At 37.0% G+C, this 24,573-nt stretch carries 28 protein-coding genes; 13 read left to right on the forward strand and 15 right to left on the reverse strand.

Annotation, left to right across the window (positions count from 1 at the left end):
• Positions 1 to 208: 208 nt before the first annotated feature.
• The 3 genes from C9J51_RS07905 to C9J51_RS07915 form a co-directional block, all read right to left on the reverse strand.
• Positions 209 to 1,453: a cysteine desulfurase-like protein gene (locus C9J51_RS07905; protein ID WP_107274955.1), complete on the reverse strand. Its 1,245-nt coding sequence runs from the start codon at positions 1,451 to 1,453 to the stop codon at positions 209 to 211.
• A complete protein-coding gene (locus C9J51_RS07910) occupies positions 1,443 to 2,096 on the reverse strand; it encodes a 2OG-Fe dioxygenase family protein (RefSeq protein ID WP_045040499.1) in 654 nt (217 codons plus the stop codon). The genes C9J51_RS07905 and C9J51_RS07910 overlap by 11 nt, the downstream gene beginning before the upstream one ends.
• Before the next feature lie 486 nt (positions 2,097 to 2,582).
• Positions 2,583 to 2,810, reverse strand: coding sequence for a hypothetical protein (locus tag C9J51_RS07915; protein ID WP_045037397.1), 228 nt, complete (start codon positions 2,808 to 2,810; stop codon positions 2,583 to 2,585).
• Between the two features lie 521 nt (positions 2,811 to 3,331).
• Between C9J51_RS07915 and C9J51_RS07920 the strand changes: the two genes are divergently transcribed.
• Positions 3,332 to 3,853, forward strand: coding sequence for a hypothetical protein (locus tag C9J51_RS07920; protein WP_045040498.1), 522 nt, complete (start codon positions 3,332 to 3,334; stop codon positions 3,851 to 3,853).
• A gap of 112 nt (positions 3,854 to 3,965) precedes the next feature.
• Positions 3,966 to 4,340 carry a hypothetical protein gene (locus C9J51_RS07925; protein ID WP_045037395.1) on the forward strand — a complete coding sequence of 125 codons (375 nt, stop codon included), beginning with the start codon at positions 3,966 to 3,968 and terminating at the stop codon, positions 4,338 to 4,340.
• 56 nt (positions 4,341 to 4,396) lie between these two features.
• Here C9J51_RS07925 and C9J51_RS07930 read toward each other — a convergent pair whose 3' ends face one another.
• Positions 4,397 to 5,758: a phosphatidylserine decarboxylase family protein gene (locus C9J51_RS07930; protein WP_045037394.1), complete on the reverse strand. Its 1,362-nt coding sequence runs from the start codon at positions 5,756 to 5,758 to the stop codon at positions 4,397 to 4,399.
• Between the two features lie 485 nt (positions 5,759 to 6,243).
• On the opposite strand from C9J51_RS07930, the gene hpf reads away from it, so the two are divergent.
• Positions 6,244 to 6,633, forward strand: a complete 390-nt coding sequence (hpf, locus tag C9J51_RS07935; protein WP_045040496.1) for a ribosome hibernation-promoting factor, HPF/YfiA family — start codon at positions 6,244 to 6,246, stop codon at positions 6,631 to 6,633.
• A gap of 99 nt (positions 6,634 to 6,732) precedes the next feature.
• Here the strand turns inward: hpf and C9J51_RS07940 are convergent, their stop codons facing one another.
• Positions 6,733 to 7,506, reverse strand: coding sequence for a class I SAM-dependent DNA methyltransferase (locus C9J51_RS07940; protein ID WP_045037392.1), 774 nt, complete (start codon positions 7,504 to 7,506; stop codon positions 6,733 to 6,735).
• A 282-nt stretch (positions 7,507 to 7,788) separates the two neighbouring features.
• Between C9J51_RS07940 and C9J51_RS07945 the strand changes: the two genes are divergently transcribed.
• Together C9J51_RS07945 and C9J51_RS07950 are read left to right on the forward strand one after the other, a co-directional pair.
• Positions 7,789 to 8,478, forward strand: a complete 690-nt coding sequence (locus tag C9J51_RS07945) for a pseudouridine synthase (RefSeq protein WP_045040495.1) — start codon at positions 7,789 to 7,791, stop codon at positions 8,476 to 8,478.
• A 79-nt stretch (positions 8,479 to 8,557) separates the two neighbouring features.
• The gene (locus tag C9J51_RS07950) at positions 8,558 to 8,926 is read left to right on the forward strand and encodes a hypothetical protein (protein WP_045037390.1); all 369 of its coding nucleotides are present in this window, start codon (positions 8,558 to 8,560) and stop codon (positions 8,924 to 8,926) included.
• Positions 8,927 to 9,073: 147 nt separating this feature from the next.
• On the opposite strand, the gene C9J51_RS07955 is transcribed toward C9J51_RS07950, so the two are convergent.
• Positions 9,074 to 9,481: a nitrous oxide-stimulated promoter family protein gene (locus C9J51_RS07955; RefSeq protein WP_045037389.1), complete on the reverse strand. Its 408-nt coding sequence runs from the start codon at positions 9,479 to 9,481 to the stop codon at positions 9,074 to 9,076.
• Positions 9,482 to 9,719: 238 nt separating this feature from the next.
• Here C9J51_RS07955 and C9J51_RS07960 point away from each other — a divergent pair, with 238 nt between their 5' ends.
• The gene (locus tag C9J51_RS07960; protein WP_005367981.1) at positions 9,720 to 10,013 is read left to right on the forward strand and encodes a hypothetical protein; all 294 of its coding nucleotides are present in this window, start codon (positions 9,720 to 9,722) and stop codon (positions 10,011 to 10,013) included.
• A gap of 298 nt (positions 10,014 to 10,311) precedes the next feature.
• On the forward strand, positions 10,312 to 10,950 hold the full coding sequence (locus tag C9J51_RS07965) for a thiopurine S-methyltransferase (protein WP_045040493.1): 639 nt from the start codon (positions 10,312 to 10,314) through the stop codon (positions 10,948 to 10,950).
• Between the two features lie 76 nt (positions 10,951 to 11,026).
• Here C9J51_RS07965 and purT read toward each other — a convergent pair whose 3' ends face one another.
• The 7 genes from purT to sbcB all read right to left on the reverse strand — a co-directional run bounded on the left by purT (position 11,027) and on the right by sbcB (position 17,735).
• A complete protein-coding gene (gene purT / locus C9J51_RS07970; RefSeq protein WP_045040492.1) occupies positions 11,027 to 12,202 on the reverse strand; it encodes a formate-dependent phosphoribosylglycinamide formyltransferase in 1,176 nt (391 codons plus the stop codon).
• A 164-nt stretch (positions 12,203 to 12,366) separates the two neighbouring features.
• Complete coding sequence (locus tag C9J51_RS07975) at positions 12,367 to 13,242, reverse strand: DMT family transporter (protein WP_045037386.1); 876 nt, start codon at positions 13,240 to 13,242, stop codon at positions 12,367 to 12,369.
• A 132-nt stretch (positions 13,243 to 13,374) separates the two neighbouring features.
• On the reverse strand, positions 13,375 to 14,262 hold the full coding sequence (gene cdd, locus C9J51_RS07980) for a cytidine deaminase (RefSeq protein ID WP_045037385.1): 888 nt from the start codon (positions 14,260 to 14,262) through the stop codon (positions 13,375 to 13,377).
• A 215-nt stretch (positions 14,263 to 14,477) separates the two neighbouring features.
• A complete protein-coding gene (locus C9J51_RS07985; RefSeq protein ID WP_045037384.1) occupies positions 14,478 to 15,164 on the reverse strand; it encodes a CidB/LrgB family autolysis modulator in 687 nt (228 codons plus the stop codon).
• The gene (locus C9J51_RS07990; RefSeq protein WP_045037383.1) at positions 15,161 to 15,505 is read right to left on the reverse strand and encodes a CidA/LrgA family protein; all 345 of its coding nucleotides are present in this window, start codon (positions 15,503 to 15,505) and stop codon (positions 15,161 to 15,163) included. The genes C9J51_RS07985 and C9J51_RS07990 overlap by 4 nt, the downstream gene beginning before the upstream one ends.
• 118 nt (positions 15,506 to 15,623) lie before the next feature.
• Positions 15,624 to 16,151, reverse strand: coding sequence for a hypothetical protein (locus C9J51_RS07995; RefSeq protein WP_146144928.1), 528 nt, complete (start codon positions 16,149 to 16,151; stop codon positions 15,624 to 15,626).
• 162 nt (positions 16,152 to 16,313) lie between these two features.
• Positions 16,314 to 17,735 carry an exodeoxyribonuclease I gene (sbcB, locus tag C9J51_RS08000; RefSeq protein ID WP_045040490.1) on the reverse strand — a complete coding sequence of 474 codons (1,422 nt, stop codon included), beginning with the start codon at positions 17,733 to 17,735 and terminating at the stop codon, positions 16,314 to 16,316.
• Between the two features lie 398 nt (positions 17,736 to 18,133).
• Between sbcB and C9J51_RS08005 the strand changes: the two genes are divergently transcribed.
• From C9J51_RS08005 to C9J51_RS08030, 6 genes are all read left to right on the forward strand, one after another.
• Positions 18,134 to 18,442, forward strand: a complete 309-nt coding sequence (locus tag C9J51_RS08005; RefSeq protein WP_052668162.1) for a tyrosine-type recombinase/integrase — start codon at positions 18,134 to 18,136, stop codon at positions 18,440 to 18,442.
• A gap of 497 nt (positions 18,443 to 18,939) precedes the next feature.
• The gene (locus C9J51_RS08010; protein ID WP_052668160.1) at positions 18,940 to 19,971 is read left to right on the forward strand and encodes an SMEK domain-containing protein; all 1,032 of its coding nucleotides are present in this window, start codon (positions 18,940 to 18,942) and stop codon (positions 19,969 to 19,971) included.
• Positions 19,972 to 20,497: 526 nt separating this feature from the next.
• Positions 20,498 to 20,671: a Rha family transcriptional regulator gene (locus C9J51_RS19625; protein WP_244907451.1), complete on the forward strand. Its 174-nt coding sequence runs from the start codon at positions 20,498 to 20,500 to the stop codon at positions 20,669 to 20,671.
• A gap of 24 nt (positions 20,672 to 20,695) precedes the next feature.
• Entirely contained in the window at positions 20,696 to 20,962 is a 267-nt protein-coding gene (locus C9J51_RS08020; RefSeq protein WP_045040489.1) for a hypothetical protein, read from the forward strand.
• A gap of 311 nt (positions 20,963 to 21,273) precedes the next feature.
• A complete protein-coding gene (locus tag C9J51_RS08025) occupies positions 21,274 to 22,794 on the forward strand; it encodes an HD domain-containing protein (protein ID WP_107274956.1) in 1,521 nt (506 codons plus the stop codon).
• 223 nt (positions 22,795 to 23,017) lie between these two features.
• Positions 23,018 to 23,782, forward strand: coding sequence for a hypothetical protein (locus C9J51_RS08030; protein WP_045040488.1), 765 nt, complete (start codon positions 23,018 to 23,020; stop codon positions 23,780 to 23,782).
• A gap of 116 nt (positions 23,783 to 23,898) precedes the next feature.
• Here the strand turns inward: C9J51_RS08030 and C9J51_RS08035 are convergent, their stop codons facing one another.
• Together C9J51_RS08035 and C9J51_RS08040 are read right to left on the reverse strand one after the other, a co-directional pair.
• Positions 23,899 to 24,240 carry a helix-turn-helix transcriptional regulator gene (locus tag C9J51_RS08035; protein ID WP_052668155.1) on the reverse strand — a complete coding sequence of 114 codons (342 nt, stop codon included), beginning with the start codon at positions 24,238 to 24,240 and terminating at the stop codon, positions 23,899 to 23,901.
• A gap of 54 nt (positions 24,241 to 24,294) precedes the next feature.
• Positions 24,295 to 24,567 (reverse strand): hypothetical protein, encoded by a 273-nt coding sequence (locus C9J51_RS08040; protein ID WP_045040487.1) that lies wholly within the window; start codon positions 24,565 to 24,567, stop codon positions 24,295 to 24,297.
• Positions 24,568 to 24,573: the final 6 nt, after the last annotated feature.

Here is a 24,573-nt window from a genome sequence, read left to right on the forward strand (position 1 = left end):
CGGGTTTGATAATAATATCATACTATTACTGATGTAAGATAATAGATAAATGCGTTAATTGTAAATTATAGAAATTAGCGCAATCATTTTTTATGTCCCATGATATTACACCTTTTAATCCTATTAGGTATACTTTATCTTGTTAATAATCCTTGATGAAATGTTATGTGTATTTTTCCTTTTTATTTTTGATTGTTAAAGGACGCTATTATTTAAGTGAGAAATGACAATCAAGCGTCTTAAATAATGTGTCAATTTCATTAAAAGTATTGTAATGCATACATCCAATACGGATAACTCCGCCCGTGTCTAAAATGTTTAATTGTTGGCATAAACCTTGAGCATAAAAATGACCATGCCAGACACAGATGTTTTGTTTTCCTAATGCGATAGCAACGTCTGCTGGCTGGGTATTGTTAATACGAATAGCAAAGGTGGGAGTGCGATGTTGCTCATGCGGTAAGCCAAACAATTGCACATTATTATAACGACGTAATTTATTAATAAAGTAGTGGCTTAGTGTTTGTTCATAGGCTTGGTAATAGTCAAAACTTCGACTTAAATGTTGGCGTAATGACAATATTTGTGTATCTAAGGTACGACTATAAGCGGCTAAATAATTAACGGCGGCAATAAAGCCAGCCAAACTTTCAAAATTTTGCGTACCTGTTTCAAATCGTGCCGGTCCATTATTTGGAGCGGGTTCAACTTTATAAGGGCGTAATGATTGAATCCATTGCGGTGCGATATAAGCAATACCAAGGTGAGGGCCAAAGAATTTATAAGCTGAGCAGACTAAAAAGTCGCAGTCTAATGCTTGTACATCAATTAATCGGTGTGGTGCGTAATGCACAGCATCCACATACACTTTGGCACCGACGGCATGAGCTGCGGTGATAATGCGTTGCACGTCAATAAGTGATCCTGTCACGTTTGAAGCGTACGTTACTGCCACTAACTTAGTACGAGGTGTGAGTAGGGCGTTGAAATGCTCATAATCTAAATCACAATTAGTTTGGTTGATGCGTACTTGATGTACTGTTGCACCTTTATCTTCTGCGGCCTGTTGCCAACTTGAAACATTAGAATAATGATCGAGTGCCGTAACAATTACCTCATCACCTTTTTGCCAATCACGACTAATCGCTCGACTTAATTGAAAGGTCAGTGTGGTCATATTCGCGCCAAAGATCATGTTGTTTATTGAAGGGGCGTTGACTAATGTTTGCGCTGCATGACGCGCTGTTGCCATTAATGTGGATGTTTCAATGCTAGAGAAAAAAGCGCCACCTAAGTTTGAATTGAAATGACCTAAATAGTGACTCATGGCATTTAAAACTGATTGAGGAACTTGCGAGCCACTGGGTCCATCAAAGAAACACACCGGGCGGTTATTAATGCATTGATTGAGTGCGGGAAATAATGATCGAATGGTCATGGGATCAAACGTCATGTTGGATCTCCTTAGTGGTCAATACAAAGACATCCCAATAACCTTGTTGATGTTTTTTTATTGCTTTAATAGGGTGAGCGTTATGCCACAAGATATTATCAGCGAGAATTGCCATTTCACCGTGTTGTAATGTGGTACATAGAAAAGGCGATGCGGTTTTATCTTTATAAACTAAGAACTCACCACCTTTAATGTTATGACGATCAATCCCAATGACGGCAATATGTTCAAAACCATCTTGATGAATCCCCTCTGGTGAAGTCGGTGTTTCGCCATTGAGTGCTGCTATACGTATTTGATGAATCTCAATGGGTTGACCATCAGGTAAGGCATTGGCTTGTTGAAACAACTCACACATTTCTAACATACCATCACAATAAATCAGATCATCATCTAGGGCTTCAAAGTGACGTACCACGTTACCCTGAAAATGATTAATATCATTAGACTGTACAAAGTCAGTTGGCGGTAAGTGATCTATTCTGCCGTTATGAATACGAACAATAGAATAGCGACGTAAACGGTATTTTCCATCGGCATGGGTGGTTTGAGGTAGATGCTTAAAGGAAGGGGACAGTTCATTCACTGCGTGGTTGCTAAGTTGTGTCAATTGTAAGTTATACATAAAGGGTGTATTCATCATACCTCTCCTATATATTTGTTACTTATTATTAGGCTTAGCTAAAAAACCAGATATTACAAATTTAATCGATTAAATATTCACTAATAAAGATAAAAATAGAATTTAAAACTATATTTTAAGGAATGTTTAAAATTTAACACTATTAAATGATGAGGTGATATTTGTGAGGTGTGTGTTTTTGCTCTGTTATATTGATTTTAATAATATGTATGTTTCCAATTATATTGGAATGAAAATCATTTATGCGATCATGATTACGACCGTTAAGGTGAATTATAAATACGATAGAAATACCATAATTTAATATTATAGTAACTATTGGTAATGATATTTAAATATATTATTTTTTGATTTTTTTGTCGTTAAGGTTAATTAATTGATATTAAGCAATACCAATTAATATCACTATAATGATTTACATAATGGTAAATGTATTAAATTAATTAATGGTAAACATAAGTATAAATAAGAAACATTAAAATAGTGTTATTGAATAGATATAATTATCTCTTGAATCTTCTTATAAATTTCAGAGCCGTCACCCGTTAATATCGCTTCTATTTGATTGTTTTTATCTAACATTTTTACTTTTTCTAATGTTATATGTTGTTGTTCTTTTCGAATTTGAAATCGATCTTGTAATAAAGATTGGCTCATGACTATATTTGCTTTAAAAACAGCACGATAAACACCATTTAGAGGCATGTTGCTCATAACTAAAATCCTTTGATATCTGTCTTTATAAGGTAATGCCTTATGGGTGTTTGTTTGTCTTGTGTTAATTTTCTAAATTGTAGACAAGTGCTGCCAATAATTAAAGGTTTATAATCACAAAAATAGCATTTATATAATATTAATTTTTATGATATCGCAAAATATAAGTTAGATAAATATAAAAATGTTCTTTATTATAAAAAACTATTAATGAGAGTGAGGAATAAACGTAAATAATAAGTTTTTAGATGTTTATTTATAAGTTTATTTTATTCCGAATGAATATTTGTAAGGTATGTGACTTTTTGGTTTTTAAATTAGATCGAGTATTAATACGTTTGTTCTTTGTTAACTTTATCGATTACAACAGAATAGTATTGGTTATAGTAACCTCTAAGCGGTTATTTATTGATAGGTATCAAGCAACAATAATATTACGTTTTTGCGTGTCTCTTTTAATAGGTAAACAAGACTATTATGGTATTAATATTTTGTATGATTAATCTAACTAAGGATAAATTATGAAGATTTTAGCGATAACGGGGAAAATGCCAATCACTGAGTCATGGTTGTTTAAAATATTATCTGCAACGCAGTGGTGTCAAGATCAGGTTGATATGCATCGATTTGCTGCATGGGATAATGAACAAGCTTTTAGTGTTGATAAAGAACTAACGTATTTACCATCAGGGCATTTTGATGTGGTGATCACTAAATCGATAGGAACATTGATTACCCTTAAAGCACAAAATACCATTAGTTGGGATAGGTTAATCTTGATTGGTGTGGCATGGAGTCTATTCTCTGAATCCGAACATGATTTATTGCCAGCACTTGATGAAAAAGGCCAGCCAGTGTTGATCATTCAAGAAAATCACGATCCTTTTGGATCATATGCTGAAATCGCGGCAGCCGTTGCGGGTAAGCATAATATAAGTTGCGTCGAGATCATGGGGGATAGGCACCAATACGCGAATACAGAAGCTATTGGTAAATTGATAAACCATTGGGTAAAAGAAACACATACCGTTGCCGCATTATAAATGGTGTCTGCGACACAGAAAATGAGTATAACGTTGTTTTTCCTTTGTCATTATTGATAACGTCACTTAATATGATATTAGTTTCTTATTGTTAATGACAAAGGATGTTGGTATGAACAAACATATAGGCATAGCGATGATTCCTTTTCTCGCTGGGTGTACAGAAATACCCAATGATACTATATTGGAACACGCCTTTTATTCCGCAGCACAGTCCTCAAAAGCAAACACGATCTTGACGGTTGATAATTTCGCTAAAGTCAGTGGTTATAAAAAATATGATCAATATATCGCTGAAGTGAGTTATGACATCCGTTTTATTCAAAACCAGGAAAATTATGAGGTCAACACCAAGACCCACGATTCGGGGTTAGGTTTGCATGCATTGTCTATGGAATATGGACATTATAAAGCAGGGGATATGAGTAGTAACCAACAGCAAGTTATTTTTATTAAGACCAGTAATGGTTGGAAAGTTAAAGCATAAAAAAAAGCAGCCTATGATCAGGCTGCCTTGGCATTTATATTATATTCTCAATAATTTTATTTACTTTTTACTGTCGCAATTCGAGAACATACTGGAATATTAGTCGCATCAAGACCTGGCGCTGTATTATGGAAATCAAATTCAAGCTCAACGTCTGGTTTGAAGATTAAGCAATGTGTAGAGCCACCAAAGTGGAACATACCTAGTTCATCACCTTTATTAATGTGTTGGCCTTCTTCTACAGTAACAGCACAAGAAGATACTTCAGCCATACCAATAGCAATGAAACACATTAAGCCAATGTTAGGATTGTCTGATTCAATAAAGATCACAGCACGTGTCGCAACCGCAGTTAAGAATGGTTGTGAATTGTTAGGCGCACTATCGTCAGCACCGTCAGGATTACTAAAACCTTGGTAGCGATTACCTAAGTAGTATGAGCCGTTAACCATGTAAGTCTTTTTAACTGTACCACTTACTGGGCTGTTCCAACGGTGGTAGCTTAATGCACTAAGGAATGCTTGATAAACTGTACCGCCAACAAATTGCTCTGCTAGTGGGTCAAAATCCATCATGTTTTCTAATGAATAAGGTTGACCTTTAAGCCAGAAATTTGAAGATTTAGCGACGTTGGTAACAACTTGTAATGGTGCTGACTCACAGGCGTTAGCAATAACATCATCACCTTCAGCAATAGGTCTTACGCCGTCTTTAAATGTACGCGTAAAGAAGTCATCCCATGATTTAAAACCATAGTGTTGATCTGTTGGATCACAGTTAAAGAAATGCTCAAACGGCTTATCATGATTTTCTGAATCACTTGCTTCTGCCTGACAAGCAACCGTGACCATTTCTTTTTGTGCGTTATCACTTAACCAACCAAAGACTTTTGGTGTGCGGTCTGGATGGTTTTCAATTAATACTGAGCGTGATGCTGGAGATGAAAGGTATAAACTCCAGTAAGTCAGAATCTTCTTAAATTGTTGGTTAACAAGTTCGTTAGCAAAGAATGCATAACCTGAATCTGTTGCCATTGGCCAATCAAGTAGCGCATTAATAGGGAAGCCAATTAAACCACAGGGTTCAAGTGCACCTGTTTTAGGATCTAAAAACTCAGTGCATTCGGGAGCTTGCGTCATTATATGGTTAAGCAGAACTAAAAATTCATTAAAGTCATTCACCTCTGGTGTTTCTAAAGGCGTTAATTCTTTGTGGCTTTTAGCTTCACTAAACATATCTTGTGAAAGGCGTAGTAGCGTAGGGTCATTCTCTACCAATTCTTTAAAATCAATAATAGGCTGAGCAATAGAATGAGACGTCAAATGCGTACGAGTTTTTAAATCTTTAATCCAAGCTGCAATATGGGCTTTATTTTTAGGAAGCCAATTGCCTTTTAATAGAGGGTATGTCTGATTCATAATTCTATACCAAATGAGAAATTAAATTTAAAAACGCTAAAGTATGAACTTCATATTAAATACATATGATGCAATTACATTAGCGGTACTATCTATTTAAGTCATTAACTAAAACCTAAAGGTTAAAACTCAAATATATGTAATCAATTTTGCATAACGGGTTATTAAGTCATAGTTAATGTGTAGTGTGATAAACCATAGACTAAATTAAACATTTGATCTGATTTTATTAATTTAAAGTTTTTTATAAAAAATAAAACCTGTTTGAATATATAAAAATAGTATTTTTTATAAACTTTAAATATGGGTTTTGGTTGTTGTTTGTTCGTTTTTGTGACGTTTGTAGTTGATTTAATGAGTGTTATTAAAAATGGCGTTGAATGTGATAGTTTGAAAGTGTGATCTGTGTCACGTTTTGTTTTTTAATTTAGGTTCATCTTAATAGCACAAACAATAAATAACTTAATAAATTATTGGTGGAAAAAATGACTTTAAAAGTAACTGCTAAAGGTTTTGAATTACCTGACTACATGGAAGCTCATATCGAATCTGAGTTTGCTAAATTTGATAAATTCCAAGTGGCTTTCCATAGCCGTAATGTATTTATGAAGCTAGAACCAGGTCGTCAATTTATTGTTGAGATTGCGGTTAAGACTAGTGTTGGTGATATTGAAGCATCTGCTGATGAAAAAGAATTAAGCGAAGCACTAAGCGCAGCATTTGCACGTTTAGAACGCCAAATCATCAAGAAAAAAGAAAAACCACTTGCTCACCGTTCTGAATTAAATGAACGTGACAAAGAAAACTTCCTTAAAGAAGAAGAAGCATCAGCAGAAGCTGCTGCTGATGTAGTTATTGCTGAAAACGAAAAATAATAGCGCTCTAATGTGGCGTGTTATAAAAACATGCCACAGTGATATTATTATTAGTTAAGCAAATGAAGCCTCGATCAAATTATATTGATCGAGGTTTTTTTATGCCGCTTTTTGAGTGATTATTGTATTTTCTTTTTTAACACACACAAAAAGAGCATTACCTGATTGGCCATTCCACGGTACGATTTTATCGTAGCTGTGTTCGAACATGGTGACATCAAAAAAGGGTGCTAATAATTGCTGTAATTGAGCAAAGTTGATTGCCACCATTGGGTGATAATCACGCCACGATTGCGTTACATTGTCACTTGTTTTTTCAATGTGCAGCTGTAACTGTTGGTGTTCACCCTCACCACTGTAATTCCAGCCTGATTGAAACATAAAATGGCTATCTTCAAATTCAGTAGTGTGGCGCACAAAAGAGCTATTATCGATTTTATCTTTATCAACGGCATTGAAACAAAAAACACCTTCTTGCGTTAAGGCATTATGTGCACTTTCAATACATTGTGTCAGTTTTTCAATATTGGCGTTGTAATGCAGCGAATATAAGAAACAAGTAATTAAGTCTAATGGAGCATCAACAGTAAAGTTACACATATCGTGCTGAACAAATGTTGCTTGAGGGCAACGCTGTTGAGCAATGTTCAGCATTGGTTGATTAATATCTAAGCCACTTGCTTGATAACCATAACCAATAAAATGTTCAACATGGGGACCAGTACCACAAGCAAGATCAAGATAACGAGTGCCTTGATTGCCAAATAGCTGGTGGAGTCTACGGATACAATTACTTTGTTCTTGGTAATCTATATCAGCGCACATTAAATCATAGTAGCCAGACAAATCAGTGTATAAAGCGTTATAAGACATTGTTAACCTAATGATTATAAAGAAATTATCTTGGTTATGGTAATCGATGTATTACCAAAGTTGCGCGATGTTAGCTTAGCTTTATTAATGCGACAAACAATATTTAATAAATTAATAAAATTATTGAGATAGATCGCATTTTATTCTGTGTGAGTATATTTATATAAAAAGAAAATCAAGGGTTCGAGATTGATGCCGTGGTGAGCGATGAAATATCTGTCTAATAGTTGCTTATTACTGACGGACAAGGATAATAATCGCTTTATAAATAGCGATGTTTTTATGCGTCTTGATAAATTTGTTTGTAAAAGTACAGCATTGACGAAAGCAGAGGCTATTGTCCATATTGAAGACGGTGATATTAAGATCAACGGTAACGTTAATACTGATATCTCAGCTCAAGTTCATGAAAATAATGAGATAACTTTTGCTGGTGAGCAACTTTCCCCACGCCCATTTCGTTATTTGTTAATGAATAAGCCAGCACAAACAATTTGCTCTAATATTGATGAAGTTTACCCATCGCTTTTCAATTATATTGATATAGAACGACCACAAGAACTGCATATTGTGGGGCGATTAGACGCAGATACCACAGGATTAGTCTTGATTACTGATGATGGTCGATGGTCGTTCAATATTACCTCTCCGAATAAATTATGCCCTAAAGTGTATCGCGTACACCTTCGTCAACCCATTGATATAAGTGCCAAGGCATTGTTTGCTCAAGGGATTAAGTTGCAAGGTGAACTACAGCTAACTGCGCCTGCAACATTAGCTATTGTGGATGATAAACAAGTGTTATTAACGATCACTGAAGGTAAATTTCATCAAGTGAAACGCATGTTTGCCAGTATTGGTAACAAAGTGGTAGGTTTGCATCGTGAGAGCATTGGTTGCGTAACGTTAGATGTTGATGAAGGTCAGTGGCGTTATTTAACGGTTGATGAAATTAACGATCTCAACCCATAATGAATATATTCAATATATGTTGTGAAGCGTCTACGTTAGATAGGCATGACGACATATATCATCAAATGAGGATAAATCTGTGAAAAAAAGTCAATTAGGTTTTATTGTGGTAGCAGCAACAATGTTATTAGCAGGGTGTAGTGAGCCAACGGTCACAGCAACGCCAGTTAAAAATGTTGATACTGTATCAGTCACATCACCTGATGATATTGATGTATTTTGTCCAACAGGTATTTGCACGTTTGAACTATCAACCACGGAACCGACTAAAGCCACTGTCACTATGCACTATGACTACACTAAGCTTTATACCAAAATTGAAGGGGTGAGTGTTGTAGGTGAAGGGGCTAAAGATGCTAAAGTGGTCGATGAAGATCAATTTACGATTGAGCTAACGAAAAAGAACACACCTGTAAAAATTGAAGTTATAGATTTTTACCGTAACTAAATAACATTTCTTCGCGTTATTCCTGAAGCAGTCTTTAATTACATAAGGACTGCCTCTGTCTTGTCTTTGCTCTCATCATAAAATGTCACGGCTTTTAAATATAATCATACATAACAAAAAATTATTATTAGCAGGCGTTTGTCTCTTTTATTTATTGTTTAATAACGTTTTTCTTTTTTGATAATTAGAGAGAATTTCTTTGTTACGTTCAGGTATTGCCCTTTTATCATGAATTAAGTGCTTAATCGCCATTATTGGATGTTTAATGATCATTTTTGGGCCTGAATAACGCATAATTGTTTGTGAATGAACTTTTTGTTGTGGTTTGTAACAATGAATAGGGCATTGCTTACAGCTGGGTTTATTTTCACCATAAGGACACCGATCGAGACGTTGTTTTACATAGTTCCTAAATTGTTCACAATCAGCACAACGCTGAAATTTCACCGTATTGATTTGATGATGTTTTTCACAATAAAGATCAATCATTGCGGTTATCGTTTTAAATTCACGACCAAGTTGACCCGATAGATGAAAGTCGGTTTCTTTATTCATGTTTTATGGCCACATATGAGTAGAAGGAATGATTCTAACGGTATGAAGATGTATTTCAAATAAAACTTTATCAAAATGATAAAAAATGAAGATAAACACAAATTACTTTAGTGATAAGTATTAATTATGTTAGTAAAGTGAAAAATTTAATGATGAAACACAAGAAATATACCGAGATAGCTTGATTTAACAGGAGTTGAGCAGTAGTATCCACGCCTCGATTTTTATGGTGGTGTATATGAGCAGATTTGAGTGCCTTGAAAGAATTGTCGACGAATATCGTAAGAAAGTTCGTGACGCAGAGTTTAACCGTCAGAACGATAGCGAAGTTGCTAAAGTTCTAGTTTTATTAGTCGGTAACTCAATGTTCAGTCTGGCTGATGAATTTGCTGATTGGGTTAATCGTGGCGGTGATCGTAGCTATGGCGGTAAGTTTTTTGTTTCTAAGCAACTAATGACGTTGTTAGAGCCAGTAACTTTCCGTGGCGTAACGGTTCGTCGTGATTCGATTAAACTATTCAGAATTTCATAACCTGAGTGGCTTCCAATCGTTATTCAATGACTCTCCGATAGAAAAATTGAAAAACAGATTTTTGATCTAGCTATTAGCGTGGTCAATAAAAAGGGGATGCTACGGCATCCCTTTTTTGTTGATTATTATAAAGTGACATGTTCACCTGCATTACCTTGTTTATCTTCTCTTCCTGCACTTTCGATTTTTCCTATTCCTGCTGTTTTCCTGTTTCTTCTGTACTTAACCCTTGAGTCTCAATAGCGACTTATGGTCAACTAGCATCAAATAAAAAATATATAAAGAAAGAAGGTAATACATGGACGCTGAATTTTGGCATAGCCGTTGGGCTGAAGATCGTATTGGTTTTCACTTAACCGACGTTAATCCATTATTAATAAAACACTGGTCACAGGTGAATGCTCAACGTGATGATCGCGTGTTAGTACCAATGTGTGGCAAATCAGAAGACTTAGTTTGGCTTGCGGCGCGTCATAACGATGTGGTTGGGATTGAACTGAGTGATATTGCTGTAAAAGCTTTTTTTGCTGAGAATCTTTACACGCCATTAGTCACTGGGATCGGCTGTGAGCATGTGTATTCATTTGATGAGATCACAATCTATCAAGGGGACTATTTTACCGTTCCTGTTGCACCGGTTGACGTGGTGTATGATCGCGCGGCATTAGTTGCGATGCCACAATCAATGCGTGAACGTTATGTTGAGCGTTTATTGCAGTTGATAAAACCCGGTGGGCGTATTTTATTAGTGACCTTAGATTACCCTCAATCACAAATGGACGGGCCTCCATTCTCAGTGCCTAAGGCTGAAATAGAAACGTTATTCAGTGGTTGTAAGATCACCCATTTAGAACGTGATGAAGCTGATGCAACCCATCCTCGTCGTCAACGTGGTGTCGAGCGTTTTGCTGAAGAAGTATGGCTAATTGACGTTTAATAAACTCACAATAGCGTAGCTGAAAAAATAAAGGCGTCTATGTGACGCCTTTATTGTCTTTATTGTACCGCTAAGGCTACAGAATGACGTTAACATCTGCTGCCGTAGCAATGGCATCAGTAACAGCTGTGTCAATGTCATCACGGCGTGTAAGCGCAACCCCAAGACGGCGGCGACCATTGATTTCAGGTTTGCCAAATAGTCTTATTTGCGTTTGTGGGCGAGATAACGCGGCGGTTAAATTATCAAACCGAATATTGGTAGAAATACCCTCAGCAAGAATAACCGCAGAAGCTGATGCGCCATACTGTGTAATCGTGGTAATGGGCATGCCTAAAAAGGCACGGACATGCAATGCAAATTCAGATAACTCTTGCGAGATCAGGGTTACCATTCCTGTATCGTGCGGGCGAGGGGATACTTCGCTAAACAGCACTGTATCGCCTTTAACGAACAATTCCACCCCAAATAGGCCATAACCGCCTAATTCGTTTACAACCTTCTTAGCAACGTTCTCAGTCGCTTTTAAGGCAGCATTTGACATTTGCTGTGGTTGCCACGACTCACGGTAGTCGCCATCCTCTTGACGATGACCAATTGGCGCACAGAAATGCACACCATCAACCGCGCGTACTGTCAGTAGCGTGATTTCATAATCAAAATCGACAAAGCCTTCAACAATCACACGACCTGCGCCTGCACGTCCACCTTCTTGTGCGTATTGCCATGCTGATTCAATGTCTGCGGCAGTTTTAATCACGCTTTGACCTTTGCCTGATGAACTCATGATCGGCTTTACAACACACGGCATGCCAATGCGATGCACTGAGGCTTCAAAATCGGCATATTGATCAGAGAATTCATAAGGCGAGGTTGGAATGGCTAAGGTTTCAGCGGCAAGACGACGAATACCTTCACGGTTCATGGTCAGTTTAGTCGCGTTAGCGGTGGGTACGACATTGACACCTTGGCTTTCAAGTTCAACTAAAGTATCTGTCGCAATTGCTTCAATTTCAGGTACAACAAAGTGGGGTTGTTCAAGGGCAATAATACGTTTAAGTGCATCACTATCTAACATATCAATCACATGGCTACGATGTGCTACCTGCATTGCTGGCGCATTCTCATAACGATCAACAGCAATCACTTCAAGCCCAAGACGCTGACACTCAATAGCAACTTCTTTACCTAGCTCACCAGAGCCAAGCAGTAATACACGGGTTGCATCAGAACAAGTAGCGGTACCAAACATTGAAATTCCTTACGATTTGTCATAAAAGGTGAAATCTGTCGCTAATAATACCTTATTTTGATGTTTGCGCAATCGTTTGCTTTTGGTGGGTATTTGATAGAAAGATCATAATTGAAGAACGTGAAGCGAAAAAAAACCGCTTATCATAAGCGGTTTTAATGTGGTTATTTTTTACGATTTTCCCAATGGGTAATAAAAGCAACGGAGAGGATAATAATTCCCGCACCGAGCCATAATCGTCCTGGTGGTGCCCAGCCAAAGACTAACCATCCACCTAATACGTTTAAAGGTAATTTAGCATGATCAAAAGGTTGGACAAAAGAAGCATCAGCCACCGCATAGGCTTTGGCAATTGCCCATTGTGCTAACCCTGTTAATAAGCCTGCCAGAATTAATAACCACCAGCTAAAACCTGCCGTTGGCATGGTAAAATCAGGTGCCGCTAAAATAAGATTGAATGGCGTCATTAAAATAAGCAGATACATCACGATGGTTGTGGGTGATTCATGGCTAGATTGTTTTTTTACCATCAATGAATAAGCCGCCCAGAAAAAGGCTGCACCTACAGGCAATAATGTCGCGATGTTAAAATCTTCAGACCATGGCTCAAGAATAATCATTGCACCAACAAAACCACCTAACGTTGCTAACCAACGCGCTTTACCGACGGTTTCTTTAAGAATGAGCCCTGAACCAATTGTTGCAAATAGTGGGGAAATCATCAGTAATGCAATACCTTGCCAAATAGGGACAGGGTAGGCTAATGCCCATAGCCACAACTGGATGCCGATAACCGCAAAAAACACCCGTAAGCAGTGTAACCAAAAGTGATTGGTTTTAAGTGATTGTCGAATACCTAATGTGCGTAGCCAAGGCAACATTGCGATTAATGCAATAAAGTATTGGATCAACGCAACAGACGTGGAAGGAACATGCATTTTGATACTGAGGTACTGGGCTAAGCTGTTTACTATTGCAAACGCGAGCCCAGCGGTGAGCATCCATGCAGCGCCTCGCAAAGGATTATGTGTTTGAGTCATTGTCATTGGCTTCTAATAATAGGTGGCGAGATGATACGCTTTTGATGTTTGATAGCCAACATTGATCCTATTTAGACAATAAAAAACCGCCACTTAGGCGGTCTCTTCAGTATTTTTAAATCAATTGCTGACTTAATAAGCAACATACATTAGTTGTATATCCGGATTAAGTGCATCTAACAATGCTTGTGTACGCGCTAATTGACTAATTTTACTTTCAGCACTTTCTACCAGTGCTGCTTCTGCAATCTCAGACAATGAATAGTTAGACATATTCATATTAATTAATGCCACTTGCAGAGGCGGTAAGCTTGGGTTGAATGCTGCATTTTCTGCATACATGCCTTCAAAAATACGGCCATCATGTGCTTTTAATGCCACACCACTGAAATTCTTTGAGTAAGGTGCATGTGAACGGTTGGCTGCATTACACGCGCTAATCGCAAGTTCTGAACCTTCTTCAATGCAAATGCCATTATTCAAATCGCTCAATAGACCATCCTTCACCCCTAAATCTAGCGGGCCAAAAGAATCAGGTAGGTATTGTTGCAGCGTCATTGGTTCGCGTTGTGGCAGTTGGATGATCATATCGTTAGCTGATGTTAATTCATTCATAAACTGACGGCAGTGACCACAAGGGCTGTAGTTAATAGTGACATCTTTAATACCCACTTCACCCTTGATCCATGCATGGCTAATGGCAGATTGCTCAGCATGAATAGTACAAGCCATACTTGCGTTTTCAAATTCCATGTTAGCACCAAAATATAAGCGGCCAGATGTGCCACGAACAATTGCACCAACATAGAAATTAGAAATAGGGACTACAGCATAGGAAGCAGCAAGAGGAAGGAGGGCCAAGCGAAGTTCAGTATCAGTCATGTGCGTGGTTGATAATAAACATTCAAATTGCTCAGGACTGATAGTCGAATCGAAATCTGAAGCTTCAATAATAGGCTTTAAAGCTGACGCCAATTCAGCAGGTAATAAGCTTAATGCTTTTATAACACGTGCGTACATTGGGTGTTACTCCTTCATTGTTTATGGCAAAACATTCTATGTGAATCACAACGAGTTAGAAGTGATCTTGATCACACTGTTTGTTTTGCCATTACACCTATTACATTACTGAGAGTGGCGTCACACTTGTTTCTGTAACAAAGAATATAATATTTCAATGACTTAGCAAAAATTAACCGTTTTGGTTGTTTTATGCGCAACTATTGAATTGCTTATTAAGCATGCCCAAAAATACGCAATAATAAAGGAAACATCAGCGGGGCTAATAAGGTGGTCATAATGCCGCAAATCACCAAGGCTAATGAGCTAAACGCCCCTTCTTGATAATTTTCTTCTACGGCTTTGGCTGTGCCTAATGCATGTGAAACCGTACCAATCGATAAGCCTTTAGCGAGAGGGTGTTTCACGTGGAATAACTTCATGATCGGATAACCTAATACCGCACCAAATAACCCGACAATAATCACCATTGCAGAGGTGATCGCAGGAATTCCCCCAATTTGTTGAGAAGCCGCCATTGCAAGGGGCGTGGTGATAGATTTAGGTAAAATACTTGCCGCAAGTTGAGCATCCGCCCCCATTGAAAAAGCAATCGCAGTACCAAAGGTCATTGATAACACGCTGCCAACAAAACAAGAGGTTAAAATGGTTTTCCACTTACTGCGAATAAGTCCAATTTGTTGATATAACGGGAAAGCTAACGCAACAACGGCCGGACCTAATAAATAGTTGATCACTTCATTTTGAGCGAAATAAGTTTGGTAAGGCACTTCCAGCCATTTTAGTGCCAGAATCATGATAATAAGGGTAAGTAAAAGAGGGTTGAAAAAAGGGTTTTTAATTTTCATTGCCAAATAACGTGTAGAATAAAAGCACACTAAGGTTGCCACTAGCCAAATCATGAGTTTTTCTCCTTATGGTGTACCGCTAGGCCAATAACAATTAACACAATAACGGTGCTGCCAAGGGTACTTGCAAAAATGATCGCTGCGTTATTTTCAATGACACCTAAATAATTCATTAAACCGACACCAACGGGCACAAATAATAGTGCCATGTGTTTAATTAATAAATTACAGGTGCTTTCAACCCACTCTGCACGACAAATGCCAGTGACAAGAGCAATAAAAAGAATAAATAAGCCGATAATACTGCCAGGAACAGGTAATCCAGACCAGTGCTGAATGCCTTGTCCTAAAAAGAAACAGATCATGACGATAGCAAATGAACGTATATAATTCATGGGTGGTATGACTCTTAAATATTTCCAATCATCATACAAATAAACATGATAATTGTCACACTAATTAATGGCGGTTAATGAACTATATTGGTTTCTGTTGATAAAACAAGCATTAATGTTACTTGATTGTCAAAATATAGCCGCTAATCAGTAGTGTAAATGTAATAACTATTATCGTGCAAATGGTTGCGTAATTAGTCTTTATTACCAAATGGAACGGTTTTCTGGTGTGCTTTTTTGTGATGTTTGACCATGATGGCGCTTTTTTTAATACCGAGGTTTCATTGCGTACTGCTGCGGTATTGGGTAATGACACGCGAAAGCCATAATTAGGGATAATATAGACAGGTATAGCCATTTTTCCATGACGAAATAATTTTTTAGACAGTGATAATAATAGAATATTGAGATCATAATGATGATCACCGCTATCTTCGAATGCATTAGGGTAAATAAAGGTATAACGGTATACCGACTCAATACTGACAACTTCTCCTGCCAGATGGCAAAGAGAGGCTAAAAAACGGGATTCGTTATCAGTTAACAGGGTTTGTTGATTATCATGCCATCGAAGTAGTCTATCTTCAGGGATAAAATCAATACCTTCAAAGCGATAACATTTTATTGCCGTTTTCGTTGTCATCATCCACCTACTTGTAAGCCCTTCGAATACAACCTCACTCGATAGCATTAAGTGTTGACGTAATTACCACAATCATCAAATAACCAGTCTTATTAATAATAAAAAAGCCCATCACATGATTATTATGATGAGCTTATTGGATTTTTAAATGTGTAACAGCATGAATTACATTAACTTATTAATATAGTCATATAACGACTTCATGATCTTCATTTTGTTTTCATCGGATTGGCAATCGAGTGCAGCTGCTTCAAAGTTCTCCATGTACTTAGTCATGTTCTGTTCAAAGAAATCTTGGCAATGATGCTTCCAACGCTGCTGTTCTTGATAGGTGAGTGTTAATGGGTAATTTCGTGCACGATAGCGGAACAACAGCGGTTTAATACGCTCATCTTCAACATTGATTTCCAATGTAGCCAGCGAATCAACCTCAGTTTCACGAATAATATCCATCGTAGAACGATCAGCGGTTGAGAAGAAACCATCGTAAAGCATGGTATCAACGTTATCACTATTGGCGTATTCACGTTTAACACTGAACATTTCCAGCAATTTAGCCCGTATTTCAGGGTGCTGCTTTAATAACGCTAAATGTTTAAGGCATAACTCACGATCAATTCCCAATCGCGCCGCATCTTCTGCTTTTAAGGTTTTGGCAGGGGCAAGAACAGGACACTTGTTTAAATGCACTTCTTTAATCGGGACGGGTAACTCATCAGGACCAAGATCGATACGCTTAGTGTATAAACGCTCACGCAGTTGATCAGCATCAAGTTCAATTAATGGGGTCGGATCTTGGGCTAGGTTAACGCAGATCACCGCATTTTTGTTATCAGGATGCCACGCCATCGGTACGATCCAACTGGTATTGCCACATTCAGTGCCAAACATACCCGATACATGCACAATAGGGGTGAGATCAACAATATCAATCAGATCTTGTAATTTACGCTTATGACGCAACTCAAACAGGTAATCAAACAGCTTAGGTTGGTTGTGCTTTAAAATCTTCGCCAGTTCAATCGTGGCGTACACATCAGCCATAGCATCATGGGCATTCGCGTGTTCAATGCCATTGGCGATAGAGAGCTTCTCAAGCTTAAAGCTCGGACGACCTTCATCATCTGTTGGCCAGTTAATGCCATCAGGACGCAATGCATAACAAGTACGCATGATATCGAGTAAATCCCAACGAGAGTTACCGTTTTGCCACGCCCAGCCATAAGGATCATAAAAGTTACGGTATAACGTATAACGGGTCACTTCATCATCAAAGCGCACATTGTTATAACCAATGACACAGGTATTTGGCTTTGATAGCTCAGCATGAATTTGCGCAATAAACTCAGGCTCTGATAAACCTTTCTCCATTGCTTCTTGTGGCGTGATCCCCGTAATCAAACATGCTTCAGGTGACGGTAAGTAATCGGCTGGTGGCTTACAATAGATCACCAAAGGCTCACCGATGATGTTCATCTCCATATCGGTACGCACCCCTGCAAATTGGCAAGGGCGATCATTCGCTGGACTGGCACCAAAGGTTTCGTAATCAATCCAGTATAAGCTTGGTTCGTTGGTTTTTTTCATAGTTTTCCCAAAAGCCGTTGGCTCAATATCAAGTTACTGCAATCCATGACACGCTGCATATCAACTTAATATTTTCTTAAAGCAATACGTTATAAAGCTAAGTATCCCGTAACTGACCTAATAGAGGCAAGTTTTTAGGGAAAATAAAGCGTCCCCCTCGTCATTCCCTACAGTGAATGCCCGCGAGGGCGATAGGGAATCTACTATTCGCGTGTTGTAGGGGTTATTAGTAGTGGTATCGTTATTGCTGTAAAGAGTAAGTTCATTATTGAAAAAACCGACTTCGACCGTATTAAAAGACAACACGTAGGTAAAGCACCTGTAGTCGGTACTCGTGTACCAACGCCCCAATAAGACGACCAATTCCAATTGAAGCGCGTGCGATACTCGAAAGGGTAATGGCAACTTATGATGATGTGTTGTTCCCTGATGGTGATCTTGATAGGCCGATAACTATTTCAGCGGCTAACCGTTATATCCGCCGTATCAGAGATAGTTTACCTATTGAAGATTGGCGTACTCATGATTTTAGACGTTCGCTATCCACCGGCGCATCAGAATTAGGTGTAATGCCACATGTGGTTGAGAAGATGCTAGGTCATGAGCTAGGTGGGGTATTAGCTGTTTATAACAAACATGATTGGCTGAAAGACCAGCTAGAAGGGTATGAGTTATATGCGGAGAAGCTGGATAGTTATTTGAGGTAGGGTTTGTTGATTATTGACGTAAGCCGTGTTGGATATAGTTTCTAACTCGAAAATGCCCAAAGTTACTTAGAACAAAGGCTCATTCATATCGTATTAACGTGATTTTGGGTTAGTTTTTTATGCATTTGAACTTGTAATTTCAACTGAAAACACTTTTCCATCTTCTTGCTTTTTAGAGTAACAAAGTGTTACTCGTGTCATGATTCAATATGCATTAATAAGTATAATAGCCCTGTTTTTTTAGTCGCGCAAATAAGTAAAGCAAGGTTCGTTATTCATTTTTAATACTCCTATTAAAAGGAGTATTAAAGGTAGCTTAATCGCTATTTGCTTTACTCTGCCGCGCAGCGGCTTCGTTCAACAAAGCGTTTAAGACAGATTCGCAACACTCGGCGTTTTTAATTCAAGTTGAGTTTTGTGTTTACGGTGTAAGGGTTAGTCAGGTGATAGTGTTGCTCACTACTTAATGCGGCGTTAGTTTAACAAATGAGGTAAGTATGATTTCAAGAGGAAAATACATCGGTGAGATTATCGATTCTATATCGCAGTTACAGAATTCGGTCAGGCTTCGCTCCAAATTGGGATTCTATGACATTAATAAATATTGTGAAGATTTTGCCTGTGATTTATTGAATATTGTTTTTGGGTTCAACCTTGTAAACTTAAACGCAGACCGAGTTAACGAGCCTGGGCTAGATATTGGTGACAAAAAAAGAAGGGTTGCATATCAAGTCACATCGGATAAAAAGCTATCAAAAGTTTCGAAAACAATAGATAACATTACTGCTCAACAGAAGTCGGACTACGATGAACTCTGTATTTTAGTATTAGGTGACAAACAAGGCTCATATACCCTGACAGACGCTAAGTACTGTGCATTAAATTTCTCAGAAAGTAATATTATTGATCTTAACGATATTGCATCCCAAATTGTATATCTCGATATCCAAAAAGTAGAGCAAGTGCTTAAGCTGTTTAGTAACAGCATGGTTAATCTTCTTTCAGAGTTTGAATTACCGGATGAGGATGGAAATTATGATACTTCTTATTATAACAATGTAGAAGAAGTAGCTACTGTTACTTTGAATGACATTAATTCATTTGAGTCATACGCTGAAGCCGAATGTGGAGAATTAGATGAAGGAAAAAGGTTACGCAACGTTAAAAATTTAGCTAATGAGTTGGTGGCGTTGCCAAGACTTTCTCGTGAGGTGTTAGCAATTCTACTTGAGCGTAAAGATGATATTCCTTGTGATTACGAATCAGCAGGTTTAGAGGTTACTGCATTTCAGAAAATCCTAAATGTTTCAGATGCTAACTACCAGAATGAATTATCTTATCTTGAAAGCAAGAATATGGTAGCAAGGAGTGAAGGTGATACTGGTGACTTTGGCCAAGTACATTATGTTGTCTTATCTGGAGCATTTATCGTTGATTTGTTATGCCAAGAGCTATTTTATTATGCCAAATCAAAATCATTTTCAATCCGAAAAATGATAGTAAATTTAGACTTTAGTGATTTAAGTTAAACTAACAGATAAGGATATGTGTCGCACAGCCGACACCTATCCGAAGTGTTGGACAAGCCAAGGCTACCTACCAAATCAACAAACTTCTAACGGATAATATTCAGTATTATCCGTTGACTTAGTAAGTCCCTGTGTGTTATATATTAAAAATAACCAGCAAAATCTGGTATCGGGATTAGTACCCCGCACGAACTACAGGCGTAATAACGCCAGCTTATGCTGGTTTTTTATTGCGGCGAACTCACACACCTGAATTATGGTGGGCTGAGTGAGGCTACCTTAGGGTAGGCCGTTTCCTGTAGGCGGTAGTACTAACCTTACTCAGTTCGCCACCCAGCGATTAGTACCTCTGAGTGGTGATCAAATCATTACTACAGGAGGTTATCATGCCTACCCAATCTGCTTTGCCTATCGCGCAATTCAGTCCCTCAGATCTTATTTTCATCTCTGATACTAATGAACTTGTCACTGATTCATTAACGGTATCGAAGCACTTCAGTAAACAACACAAAGACGTTTTAAAAAGATTGAATCTCTTGATTGTTCAGATGTTTTTACGTCAGCGAACTTTTGCGCCCACGCGAAAAAAATCACAGCAGGCGTTGTTGTTAGGGACTCTAAAGTTTACCAAATGACGAAAGATGGCTTCATGTTCCTCGTAATGGGATTTACGGGAAAACGTGCAGCGGCAGTTAAATAAGCTTATATCAATGCCTTTAATCAAATGGCTGAACAACTCACAAAGAAACCAGCAGCAGAACCATTGAGCTATAGAATTATGACCGTTATTGAAAATGGTCAAGCTATAGAGTCAAAGATGATCCCTAATGATGCGTTCATAATTAGTAAATCACATCTTGCCCAATTGTTTAACGATCTAAACTTATTCAGTGTGGACGAGTTACTGGCGATATCGAGTAGTGTGAACAAAAGTATTGCAGAGATAGCAAAGCTGCAAGATGCGCGGTTTAAGCAGATGAAGAAGCAGTGATAGTAGAAGAGGCCCTATATGGGCCTTTTTTGTTTGTTTATAGCAAATATGATTGGTTGAAAGGTCAGCTAGAAGGATATGCGGAGAAGCTGGATAGTTATTTGAGGTAGATTGTTTGGTTATTTTTTTAATTGAAGCTGTTTGGGGTTGTGGTAATGAATTTGGAAATCAGTACGTATGCAGGAAAACTAGATATATAAAGTTATTCTATATATTATGAGTTGCTTATCCTTATTTAATGTTAGCCATTGATTTACAAGGTATGCATCAAGGTGCTAAGGTGTTCTTTTATTCTGATTTTTAGGTATAGCATGCTATTTGATACAAATCTTACGGGAAAAACTCTAGATCCAATTCACGGTATAATTCGTCTGACAGAATTAGAATTAGATTTTATTGATCATCCATTATTTCAACGATTAAGGAATATCAAGCAAAATACATTTCTTTACAAAGTTTTTCCTTCTGCAATGCATAGTCGTTTCGAACATTCTCTAGGTGTGATGCATTTAGCTTATGAGATTTTAGATAATATGGAGATAAATGCTCATCGTTATAAAAGAAAGTATGGCGATGATGTTATTTTTACGAAGCTTTCTAATTTACCTATATCTAATATACAAGAGCTTCGATTGGCAGCTTTAATGCATGATATCGGTCATGGACCTATGTCTCATCAATTCGACTCTTTTATGTGTAATAAAGCGGAATTCCAAAGTTACTTTGGTGATAACTATCCTCAAATTGTTGATTTAATTGCTGATGGTGGTCATGTAGAACATGAACATATGTCTCTTCTTTTTGCTAAAATTATTTATGAGAGTTTACCTGAAAAAAAGCGTTGTAAAATAAATATTGATAATGTTCTTTCTATCATAGAAAAGGATTATCAGAAGGAAATTTCTGTAGAATTAAATGGTTGTATGGTAGATGTTTTACCATTGTTTACGTCAATAATATCTTCCTGTCCTATTGATGCAGATCGAATGGATTATCTTTTAAGGGATAGTTATTTTTCTGGAGTTAAGTGTGGTATTTACGACCATAATAGACTGTTTATGTCTATGGTTCCTGTTGTTGCTGAAAATAAAGTCTTTTTAGCTTACAAAGAAAGCGGATTAGATTCGATAGTTGAATTTATTAATGCACGGGCAAATTTGTTTGGGCAAGTTTATTATCATAAAACAAATCGCTCTTTTTCGTCTATGTTGAGTAAAGTTTGCGAGCTTTCAAAAAAACATAATTCAGATGTGGCATTGTTTGATTTTACATTACCCACTGATGCTGAACAGGGCTCCTATATTGAACAAATCCAAAAGTTTTATCTTGATAATTCAGATGATTATTTCTTGAATGAACAGTTAGAGTTGTTGATTGGTAATATTAAATCAGCTGTCACTATTAATAATGATATTATTTCTAGAAAGCCGTGGCGTAAAGTCTATGAATCAAAAATATATCCTTCAAAATTATGTATTATAGATGTAATTGACAATAATAAAGTAAATTTATTGAAGTCAATAATAAACAAATTAATAGCAGATCAAGATATTGATGACTCAATGTTTACTATTGATGTTATGACTGATAACGCATTTAAAGATATAGCAAAGACAGAGATAAAACTCCTTGAAAAACAGCTTGATGGAAAATATGCTATTACAAAATTTAAGGATGCTAATGATAAATTATATCGATATCAATCAATTAAGTGTTTTATAAGAATATTCGCTCATAAATCAGTGTCTGAGCGATTTAGTATTAAATTGATTCAGTTAATAGATAAAGTTAAAGATGAGTTTATAAAAGAACATTCTTTAGTGAAAAGATAAACTTTTGATTACTTTTCAAAATTATAAGTCAAAAAAATAAAGCGATCGCCAAGATCGCTTTATTTTTAAAACTGCTTTCCAAATCGACTTGTATTATTTTTCCATTCTTCAACAGCAGAACGTAACTAGCGTAAGAGTCGAAATACAATATTCAAGTTGTGGAGTATAGTGGTATAATTAAAATTTACTATTATAAACAATTCGTTATGGTTGGGTGATTTCATTGAGCATCAAAGAAAAGCTTAAGTTTCTAAAAGTGAATGAGCATAATATCTATGTGATTCATTATTCGTGTGAAAATTTAAATGACAACAATGAAAATATTTCACCTCGTGTAACCTCTATCGCGGCACTACATCTTCAAAGTCATACAATGCATAGCTTTTCAATTCACCTTGTTGCCGAGAAGCTGCATATAGGCCGAGATAAGATTGCTGAGAACTACAATGAATTAGAAAAACAGATGCTAACTGATTTTTATTCTTTTGTTCGTGATAATAATGGTGCATTGTGGCTGCATTGGAATATGTCTAATATCAACTACGGCTTTGAAGCCTTATCTCATCGATATGAAGTACTTTCCGGTGAGAGAGGTGTAAGAATCCAAGACACGAGTAAACATAATTTATCTAGCTTAATTATAGAAAAATATGGTAAAGATAGTATTGCTCACCCAAGAATGAAAACTCTGCAAAATTTAAATGATGGTAATCATCGTGATAATCTTAGTGGTGAAGAAGAAGTTAAAGCTTTCCAAGATAAAGAGTTTGTTAGACTTCATAAGTCTACAATGTCTAAGGTTTACTGGTTCCAATCAATGTATTTTTTGCTGCAAAAAAAAGGTGTAAAAGTATCTAACTATAACTGGTCTCAGAAGTTAAATAACCTAATGGAAAAATCGTGGGTAAAATTGTTGGGATTTATAGCTGTCATTTTGACTTTAGCACAAGCGGCTCAGATTGCATACGCTCAATTGCTCGTCCCGTAAGAAGATGAATTGGCGAAAATGAGGAATATTTCGAGTAGCCCTGATGAAAGATTTAAGCATGATTATTGAATGTTATTAAAAAAACAAAGCGATCTTTCACCAAGATCGCTCTGCTTCTAAAATCGTTTTCCAAACCGACTAGTATTATCTTTCCATTCTTCAACAGCAGAACGTAACCAACGTAAGGGCATCAGTGTGACTGGCTCAGGGAAGCCGCGTGTTTGTCGCCACTTATAAATAGTTGCTCGACTTGTGATTTGAAACATCTCTAATACTTCAACGTGACTAATCAAAAGATGTGTTGATTGCTCATTAAGTTCAGCATAAGTTTTTGCTGGTGGCGGTGAATCTGGTAGTTGCTTTTCCTGTTTACTTTTATAGTGTGACGGTGTCACGTTTAAGCTGTTTTCTGTGGCATAAGAGATATTTACAGTAGGGTAGCTGTTGTAATCGAACATGTTTGATTCCTTATTCGCATGTTGTACTAACAAAATTAGCAAGACGAACCCGATTCATAGAGAATAAGGACAGCCATAACTATCAGAAAACCAACCAATGATATCTATATTTAGCTCAGAACATATTTGAAATGCTATATATGCAGATAAAGAAGAAACAATTTCTATATTACGAATGTGTTTAAGATTAGCTCCATTTTTATGGACCTCATTTAGAAGAATATTATAAACCTTTAACAGTTGTTTGTGATAATTATTATCTGGTTGATTTTCTTGCCATATTTCAATTTGCTTACCAAGATTATAAAATTCGGCTGTTGCAGGCATTATTGA

The sequence above is a fragment of the Photobacterium iliopiscarium genome (assembly GCF_003026395.1).
Taxonomy (GTDB): Bacteria; Pseudomonadota; Gammaproteobacteria; order Enterobacterales; family Vibrionaceae; genus Photobacterium; species Photobacterium iliopiscarium.

Coding starts and splice junctions, on each gene's coding strand:
- purT (WP_045040492.1), bottom strand. CDS start 12,202: ATGTTTGGTACCGCTACTTGTTCTGATGCAACCCGTGTATTACTGCTT.
- C9J51_RS08040 (WP_045040487.1), bottom strand. CDS start 24,567: ATGCCTGCAACAGCCGAATTTTATAATCTTGGTAAGCAAATTGAAATA.
- C9J51_RS07920 (WP_045040498.1), top strand. CDS start 3,332: ATGAAGATTTTAGCGATAACGGGGAAAATGCCAATCACTGAGTCATGG.
- cdd (WP_045037385.1), bottom strand. CDS start 14,262: ATGTACGCACGTGTTATAAAAGCATTAAGCTTATTACCTGCTGAATTG.
- C9J51_RS07985 (WP_045037384.1), bottom strand. CDS start 15,164: ATGATTTGGCTAGTGGCAACCTTAGTGTGCTTTTATTCTACACGTTAT.
- C9J51_RS07930 (WP_045037394.1), bottom strand. CDS start 5,758: ATGAATCAGACATACCCTCTATTAAAAGGCAATTGGCTTCCTAAAAAT.
- C9J51_RS07915 (WP_045037397.1), bottom strand. CDS start 2,810: ATGAGCAACATGCCTCTAAATGGTGTTTATCGTGCTGTTTTTAAAGCA.
- C9J51_RS08005 (WP_052668162.1), top strand. CDS start 18,134: ATGGCAACTTATGATGATGTGTTGTTCCCTGATGGTGATCTTGATAGG.
- C9J51_RS08025 (WP_107274956.1), top strand. CDS start 21,274: ATGCTATTTGATACAAATCTTACGGGAAAAACTCTAGATCCAATTCAC.
- C9J51_RS07905 (WP_107274955.1), bottom strand. CDS start 1,453: ATGACGTTTGATCCCATGACCATTCGATCATTATTTCCCGCACTCAAT.
- C9J51_RS07925 (WP_045037395.1), top strand. CDS start 3,966: ATGAACAAACATATAGGCATAGCGATGATTCCTTTTCTCGCTGGGTGT.
- sbcB (WP_045040490.1), bottom strand. CDS start 17,735: ATGAAAAAAACCAACGAACCAAGCTTATACTGGATTGATTACGAAACC.
- C9J51_RS07975 (WP_045037386.1), bottom strand. CDS start 13,242: ATGACTCAAACACATAATCCTTTGCGAGGCGCTGCATGGATGCTCACC.
- C9J51_RS07940 (WP_045037392.1), bottom strand. CDS start 7,506: ATGTCTTATAACGCTTTATACACTGATTTGTCTGGCTACTATGATTTA.
- C9J51_RS07960 (WP_005367981.1), top strand. CDS start 9,720: ATGAGCAGATTTGAGTGCCTTGAAAGAATTGTCGACGAATATCGTAAG.
- C9J51_RS07995 (WP_146144928.1), bottom strand. CDS start 16,151: ATGATGACAACGAAAACGGCAATAAAATGTTATCGCTTTGAAGGTATT.
- C9J51_RS07990 (WP_045037383.1), bottom strand. CDS start 15,505: ATGAATTATATACGTTCATTTGCTATCGTCATGATCTGTTTCTTTTTA.
- C9J51_RS08035 (WP_052668155.1), bottom strand. CDS start 24,240: ATGTTCGATTACAACAGCTACCCTACTGTAAATATCTCTTATGCCACA.
- C9J51_RS08010 (WP_052668160.1), top strand. CDS start 18,940: ATGATTTCAAGAGGAAAATACATCGGTGAGATTATCGATTCTATATCG.
- C9J51_RS07945 (WP_045040495.1), top strand. CDS start 7,789: ATGCGTCTTGATAAATTTGTTTGTAAAAGTACAGCATTGACGAAAGCA.
- C9J51_RS07965 (WP_045040493.1), top strand. CDS start 10,312: ATGGACGCTGAATTTTGGCATAGCCGTTGGGCTGAAGATCGTATTGGT.
- hpf (WP_045040496.1), top strand. CDS start 6,244: ATGACTTTAAAAGTAACTGCTAAAGGTTTTGAATTACCTGACTACATG.
- C9J51_RS08020 (WP_045040489.1), top strand. CDS start 20,696: ATGGCTGAACAACTCACAAAGAAACCAGCAGCAGAACCATTGAGCTAT.
- C9J51_RS07910 (WP_045040499.1), bottom strand. CDS start 2,096: ATGATGAATACACCCTTTATGTATAACTTACAATTGACACAACTTAGC.
- C9J51_RS07955 (WP_045037389.1), bottom strand. CDS start 9,481: ATGAATAAAGAAACCGACTTTCATCTATCGGGTCAACTTGGTCGTGAA.